The organism is Vibrio sp. KUL70 (genome assembly GCF_059725515.1).
On sequence record NZ_AP045834.1, the window covers coordinates 1,606,921 to 1,613,329 of the forward strand.

Genomic DNA, 6,409 nt, shown 5'->3' on the forward strand with positions numbered 1-6,409 from the left:
ATGAGCACACATCAATTTCAGCCTGATTTACCACCTCCAGCGAATACGGTCGGTGTTGTAGGTTGGCTTCGAAAAAACCTATTTAACGGTCCTGTGAATAGTGTGGTAACTGTAATTCTAGGTTATTTTGCATTCTCATTAATTTGGACAGTTTTTGACTGGGGTATCCTAAACGCAGACTGGGTAGGGACGACACGTGACGCTTGTACTAGCGATGGTGCGTGCTGGGTATTCATCAGTGTACGTTGGGAGCAGTTTATGTACGGCTTCTATCCTGAAGCTGAACTGTGGCGCCCTCGCCTATTCTACTTTACGCTTGCTGTCTTCGTTGGCTTATTAGCCTATGAAGGAACTCCGAAGCGTACGTGGATCTGGCTATTTTTCGTTAATATCTACCCATTCATCATCGCAGGTCTCTTGTATGGCGGTGTATTTGGTCTTGAGGTTGTAGAGACACACAAATGGGGCGGATTACTCGTTACACTAATCATCGCACTCGTTGGTATTGTGGTGTCACTTCCTATAGGTGTCGCACTTGCACTTGGGCGACGCTCGGAAATGCCGATTATTCGCAGCATCTGTACTGTATATATCGAAATCTGGCGTGGTGTACCTCTGATTACGGTTCTGTTCATGGCATCTGTAATGCTTCCACTGTTCTTGTCTGCGGGTTCAGAAACAGACAAACTGCTTCGTGCACTAGTCGGCGTGGTGCTGTTCAGTGCAGCTTACATGGCAGAGGTTATTCGTGGTGGCTTACAAGCGATCCCTAAAGGTCAATATGAGGCCGCAGATGCGCTTGGCTTAACTTACTGGAAGAAAATGGGACTTATCATTCTTCCTCAAGCTCTAAAGATTACGATTCCATCTATCGTAAACACCTTTATCGGCCTGTTTAAAGATACCAGTCTGGTTCTCATCATCGGCATGTTCGATGTACTGGGTATCGGTCAAGCTGCTAATACCGACCCTGAGTGGTTAGGCTTTGCAACAGAAAGTTATGTATTTGTCGCGTTAGTGTTCTGGGTGTTCTGTTTTGGTATGTCGAGATACTCGATATGGCTAGAAAACAGACTTCACACCGGTCACAAACGATAGTTAAAGAGATCAAGGACGTATTATGACGCAACAACAAAACAACGAATCTCAAGAATTGATGATTGAACTGAAAGATATGAACAAGTGGTACGGAGAGTTCCACGTTCTTAAGAACATCAATCTAGAAGTTAAGAAAGGCGAGAAAATCGTAATCTGTGGCCCTTCTGGGTCGGGTAAATCAACGATGATTCGCTGTATCAACCGATTAGAAGAGCACCAAAAAGGACACATCTTTGTTTCAGGTAATGAGCTGACTGAAGACCTAAAAAACATTGAAGCCGTACGTAAAGACGTAGGCATGTGTTTTCAGCACTTCAACCTGTTCCCTCACCTTACGGTATTAGAAAACTGCACCCTAGCCCCCATTTGGGTAAAGAAAATGCCGAAGGAAGAAGCTGAAGCAATCGCAATGAAATACCTAAAACGTGTAAAAATACCAGAGCAAGCGGATAAGTTCCCAGGTCAGCTCTCTGGTGGTCAGCAGCAACGTGTAGCGATTGCACGCTCTCTATGTATGAACCCACAAGTCATGTTGTTCGATGAACCCACGTCAGCACTCGACCCAGAGATGGTTCGTGAGGTTCTAGACGTTATGGTTGAATTGGCGGAAGAAGGCATGACCATGCTTTGTGTAACGCACGAAATGGGCTTTGCGAAAGAGGTAGCCGACCGAGTGATCTTTATGGATGCCGGCGAAATCATCGAAGAAAACAATCCTGTTGACTTCTTCGAAAATCCGCAGTCCGATCGAACTCAAAACTTCTTGAGTCAGATTCTACACCATTAGAATCCTTATCTACCTAACAGGGCAGCTATTTTTGCTGCCCTTTTTACTTTATGAAGTAACACCCCATGAAGTAGTTAACATTATGTTACACCTTGAAAAATACTTAACTCTCTATTTTGATTATCATTTTAAGTAAACAAATTGAATGAAAGGCTTGATTTTTCGAACTTTCAGCCCCATAAATGTACTAACAACTATTGATATCACCTTACGAGGAAGATTATGAACAGCCCTATGTTTTCTCGCACAGCTTCTCAAGAGAGCGCTCTGCAAACCAATAAAGTGCTGCGTAACACCTACGCGCTACTTTCAATGACACTACTTTGGTCTGCTGTTGTGGCAGGCATTTCAATGGCGATGAACCTGCCTCGTCCTGGCCTAATCATCATGCTGGTTGGTTTCTATGGTCTACTTTTCCTAACAGAGAAGAACCGTGATAACAGCATGGGTCTCGTGTTTACATTCCTATTCACTGGCTTCCTAGGCTACACCATCGGCCCTCTTCTTAACGCGTACATCGGTGCTGGCATGGGTGACGTGGTTCTGACTGCTCTTGGCGGTACTGCGCTATCATTTATGGCAGCTTCAGCTTATGCATTAACCACTAAGCGCGATCTATCCATGATGGGCGGCCTAATGCTGTCACTATTCGTAGTTCTAGTTGTTGGTATGATTGCAAGCTTTTTCATCCAATCAACAATTCTACACCTAGCGCTTAGCAGCCTATTTATTGTGTTCTCCACAATGGCTATCTTGATGACAACTCAAGGTATTATCCGTGGCGGTGAGACTAACTACATTTCAGCGACAGTGACGCTATATGTATCTATCTACAACATCTTCATCAGCCTACTTAGCATTCTAGGTATTATGGGTAACGACGATTAATACTGTCGTCAACTTATTAATCCTACAGAGCCCAAGATTCGTCTTGGGCTTTTTGTTTTCTATTCGTTATTATTTGTTGGGAAACATCGCTGAGTAATGTACCCTACGCAGCTGATTGGTATGAATCTGGATTAAACATGTTTGAATACAACGGAAAACAAATCGAAACCGACGCTCAAGGCTATCTTTTAGACCACACCCAATGGGAAGAAGGTATGATTGAGATCCTAGCCGATGACGAAGGTATTGAGCTTACTGAAGCCCACCTAGAAGTCATTCATTTCGTGCGTGATTTCTATGAGGAGTTCAATACATCTCCTGCTGTCCGTATGCTTGTAAAAGCGATGGAGAAAGCTCATGGCCCTGAAAAAGGGAACAGTAAATACCTGTTTAAGCTATTTAAAAAGGGGCCGGCAAAGCAAGCAACTAAGCTAGCGGGTCTGCCTAAACCAGCAAAATGCCTATAGAGCGTTTGGCTAACAATTCAAAGCAATTACGTTGAATAACAATTTCATGCTTTAAAGAACTTGAAAGTATCTGCTGTTGGTGTCATCAACCTTTGTGCCAGCAGCATCTTTCTCCACTACCCGTTCTACCCTCGCAGTGTCCGGACCTTGATAGAGCCAGATATGCAACTTTTCTATATTAGCACTGTTACCAACAGCGAGAACCTCTACGTCACCATTGTCTAGGTTCTTTGCATAGCCAGTTAGCCCTAAGTCCATTGCTCTTATTCGTGTTGAATATCTAAAGCCAACACATTGGACATGACCTGTTACCAGAAATATACGATGGGAACGATCCATAACATTGCCTCATAATTTACTTGAGTGATATAGTTGATAAATCTATTCATCCGCCCTAGCAGGGTGGAATTATTTGAGCATTATTAATATGAAAGAAATCCCCTTTCGCTGGATTGACAAATATCTTATCCATCTGAAAATCCAAGAGAAATTCTACCTTCTTTTTCTACTCCCTGTACTGGCTCTTGTTATCTTAACTCTAGTCTTGGATAGCGCTGCGGACGCACTTTTGGTCCATCTTTATCAAGATGAATTGATGTTAATGAAAGGCCTTATTGAAGCAGGTCAACTGTCTCGTGACCAAGTAGCTCAGCTTGTCAGCCAATCAGACACCATCTCTTTGGGTTTTGGTGAAGGCGCGGTGTCTGTTATGAATGGCGCATTCAGTTTAGTAGCGACACACGACCAAAACCTATGGTCCTCACTTTCGACAACTCAAATCACTATCATCGGCATCACCCTCACTCTAATCGCTCTAGGTGTTTACTACATCATGACCTTTATTGGCGGTGCGATGTTCTCCGTGAATAAAGCACTTAATACACTCGCGGAAGGCGATCTAACAGGGCGTATGAACTACTTCTTAGTGCGCGATGAGTTCAGTGAAATTGCTATCACTATTGATAAGGTAGCAGAACGTGAGCAAAAGATGGTGCTTTCAATTCAAGAGTCTGTCGCTTTGATGCAGCAAATCAGCTCAGATCTAAACCAATCAACTCAGCAAAGCTCAAATATTTCAGGCGTTCAGCAAGAGCACTTAAACAGTCTTGCAAGCGCAACTGAAGAGATGGCTTCAACCATACGCGAAGTTGCTAACCTAGCACATGAATCAAGTTCTCAAACAATGGACGCTCATGGTGTCGCTGAAAGTGGTCAGCACAAAGTGTCGAATACGCTTGCATCGATTTCTAACCTTTCTCAAGAGATTCAGTCTGCCTCACAAGCCGTTGAAGAGCTCGATGCAAACGCAGCGCAAATCGATGAAGTGGTAACGACCATCAATGCAATTTCAGAGCAAACAAACCTGCTTGCATTGAACGCGGCGATTGAAGCGGCTCGTGCTGGAGAGCAAGGCCGTGGCTTTGCTGTCGTTGCAGACGAGGTTCGCGCCCTAGCTGGCCGTACACAGCAAGCAACGGTTGAGATCCAAACCATGATTGAAGCGCTACAACGTAACAGCCAATCGCTTACCAAGTTAATGGAAGTCACTGTTAATAACGCGAACGAAGGTCAAACACTGATGTCTGAAGTTAACGTTGAAATTGGTTCATTAGCAGAAAAGAACCAATCTATTTCAGATAGTAGCACTCAAATAGCTACGGCTGCAGAAGAGCAAGGCGTAGTTGCTGACAACATTGCACAGAGTGTTGAAGAGATTCGCAACCAGTCAAACAACATCTGCGACATGATTAGCAAGAGTAACGCGAACGTTGACCAACTTCGTCAACAAAGCGATTCAATGGAAGGTCTACTAACAGGCCTCAAAGCTTAAAGTAGTAATTCCGATGATTAGGGCCGCTTTTGTGGCCCTTTTTTATATCTAACGTCTTTGGCGTTTGATTTTGCCTAACGCTTCCCTGACAATACACCTCCTTCGAATTCAAACAATCAGAGTAAACTATGACTCCATCGATTCAACTAGCAAAAGGCCGTGATAAATCGCTACGCCGCAAACACCCATGGGTATTCTCTCGTGGCATTGATAAAGTAACGGGTGAGCCACAACTCGGTGAAACGGTCGACGTTTTTGCAAGCAACGGTCAATGGCTAGCAAAAGCAGCCTACTCCCCTGCTTCCCAAATTCGAGCTCGTGTTTGGACGTTTGAAAAAGAAGATATCAATAAGGCATTCTTTGTTAAACGCATCAAAGACGCACAAATGCTTCGCGAAGAGATCATTGTTCGTGATGGTCTTACTGGCTACCGTTTAATCGCTGCTGAATCTGATGGTTTACCTGGTATCACTATCGACAAATATCAGAACTTCCTAGTATGCCAACTGCTAAGTGCTGGTGCGGAGTATCATAAGTCTGCTCTTGTAGAAGCTCTAGTGGAGTGTTTCCCTGACTGCAACGTATACGAGCGATCGGATGTTGCAGTGCGTAAGAAAGAGGGACTAGAACAAACTGTCGGCGTTCTTCACGGTGAAGAGCCACCTAAATCTGTTGTCATCGAAGAGAACGGCGTAAAAATCAGCGTAAATATCGTTGAAGGCCACAAGACAGGTTTCTATCTAGACCAACGTGATAGCCGTAAAGAGTCAATGAAGTATGTAAAAGACAAAGAAGTCTTGAACTGCTTCTCTTACACTGGTGGCTTTGGTCTATACGCACTCAAAGGCGAAGCAAAGCGTGTTATCAATGCTGACGTTTCACAGCTTGCACTAGACACTGCTAAGCACAACGCAGAATTAAACGAATTCGATATTTCAAAAAAACGCGCGGTGTTCTTAAATGCAGACGTATTTAAGCTTCTTCGTGAATACCGTGACCAAGGCACCAAGTTCGATGTTGTGATCATGGACCCACCAAAGTTCGTTTCTAGTAAAAACAACCTAACATCAGGTGCGAACGGCTACAAAGATGTAAACATGCTAGCAATGCAGGTACTTAAACCAGGTGGCACGCTGCTTACTTACTCGTGTTCCGGCTTAATGGGCACCGACCTGTTCCAAAAGATCATTGCCGATGCTTCAATCGATGCTGGTCGCACAGTTAAATTTGTCGAGCGTTTTGAGCAAGCTGCAGACCATCTGACAGACACAGCTTACCCTGAAGGTTTTTACCTAAAAGGTTTTGCGTGTAAGGTTCTTTAGTCCTTTAAGCGTTACA

7 protein-coding genes are annotated in these 6,409 nt (G+C 44.0%); 6 read left to right on the forward strand and 1 reads right to left on the reverse strand.

Translation table 11 applies throughout. From position 1 onward, the window contains the following. The 4 genes from AC6I7V_RS07025 (at position 1) to AC6I7V_RS07040 (ending at position 3,240) form a co-directional block, all read left to right on the forward strand. Entirely contained in the window at positions 1–1,098 is a 1,098-nt protein-coding gene (locus AC6I7V_RS07025) for an amino acid ABC transporter permease (protein WP_255230684.1), read from the forward strand. 22 nt (positions 1,099–1,120) lie between these two features. After that, positions 1,121–1,885, forward strand: coding sequence for an amino acid ABC transporter ATP-binding protein (locus AC6I7V_RS07030; protein ID WP_498010535.1), 765 nt, complete (start codon positions 1,121–1,123; stop codon positions 1,883–1,885). A gap of 222 nt (positions 1,886–2,107) precedes the next feature. Continuing rightward, on the forward strand, positions 2,108–2,773 hold the full coding sequence (locus tag AC6I7V_RS07035; protein ID WP_150872326.1) for a Bax inhibitor-1/YccA family protein: 666 nt from the start codon (positions 2,108–2,110) through the stop codon (positions 2,771–2,773). A gap of 137 nt (positions 2,774–2,910) precedes the next feature. Next, on the forward strand, positions 2,911–3,240 hold the full coding sequence (locus AC6I7V_RS07040; protein WP_255230682.1) for a TusE/DsrC/DsvC family sulfur relay protein: 330 nt from the start codon (positions 2,911–2,913) through the stop codon (positions 3,238–3,240). Between the two features lie 51 nt (positions 3,241–3,291). On the opposite strand, the gene yccX is transcribed toward AC6I7V_RS07040, so the two are convergent. Further along, complete coding sequence (yccX, locus tag AC6I7V_RS07045) at positions 3,292–3,579, reverse strand: acylphosphatase (protein ID WP_255230681.1); 288 nt, start codon at positions 3,577–3,579, stop codon at positions 3,292–3,294. Positions 3,580–3,667: 88 nt separating this feature from the next. Here yccX and AC6I7V_RS07050 point away from each other — a divergent pair, with 88 nt between their 5' ends. Both AC6I7V_RS07050 and AC6I7V_RS07055 read left to right on the forward strand, forming a co-directional pair. Continuing rightward, positions 3,668–5,071 carry a methyl-accepting chemotaxis protein gene (locus AC6I7V_RS07050; protein ID WP_255231823.1) on the forward strand — a complete coding sequence of 468 codons (1,404 nt, stop codon included), beginning with the start codon at positions 3,668–3,670 and terminating at the stop codon, positions 5,069–5,071. A 128-nt stretch (positions 5,072–5,199) separates the two neighbouring features. After that, complete coding sequence (locus AC6I7V_RS07055) at positions 5,200–6,393, forward strand: class I SAM-dependent methyltransferase (RefSeq protein ID WP_498010536.1); 1,194 nt, start codon at positions 5,200–5,202, stop codon at positions 6,391–6,393. Positions 6,394–6,409: the final 16 nt, after the last annotated feature.

Coding starts and splice junctions, on each gene's coding strand:
- AC6I7V_RS07025 (WP_255230684.1), top strand. CDS start 1: ATGAGCACACATCAATTTCAGCCTGATTTACCACCTCCAGCGAATACG.
- AC6I7V_RS07030 (WP_498010535.1), top strand. CDS start 1,121: ATGACGCAACAACAAAACAACGAATCTCAAGAATTGATGATTGAACTG.
- AC6I7V_RS07035 (WP_150872326.1), top strand. CDS start 2,108: ATGAACAGCCCTATGTTTTCTCGCACAGCTTCTCAAGAGAGCGCTCTG.
- AC6I7V_RS07040 (WP_255230682.1), top strand. CDS start 2,911: ATGTTTGAATACAACGGAAAACAAATCGAAACCGACGCTCAAGGCTAT.
- yccX (WP_255230681.1), bottom strand. CDS start 3,579: ATGGATCGTTCCCATCGTATATTTCTGGTAACAGGTCATGTCCAATGT.
- AC6I7V_RS07050 (WP_255231823.1), top strand. CDS start 3,668: ATGAAAGAAATCCCCTTTCGCTGGATTGACAAATATCTTATCCATCTG.
- AC6I7V_RS07055 (WP_498010536.1), top strand. CDS start 5,200: ATGACTCCATCGATTCAACTAGCAAAAGGCCGTGATAAATCGCTACGC.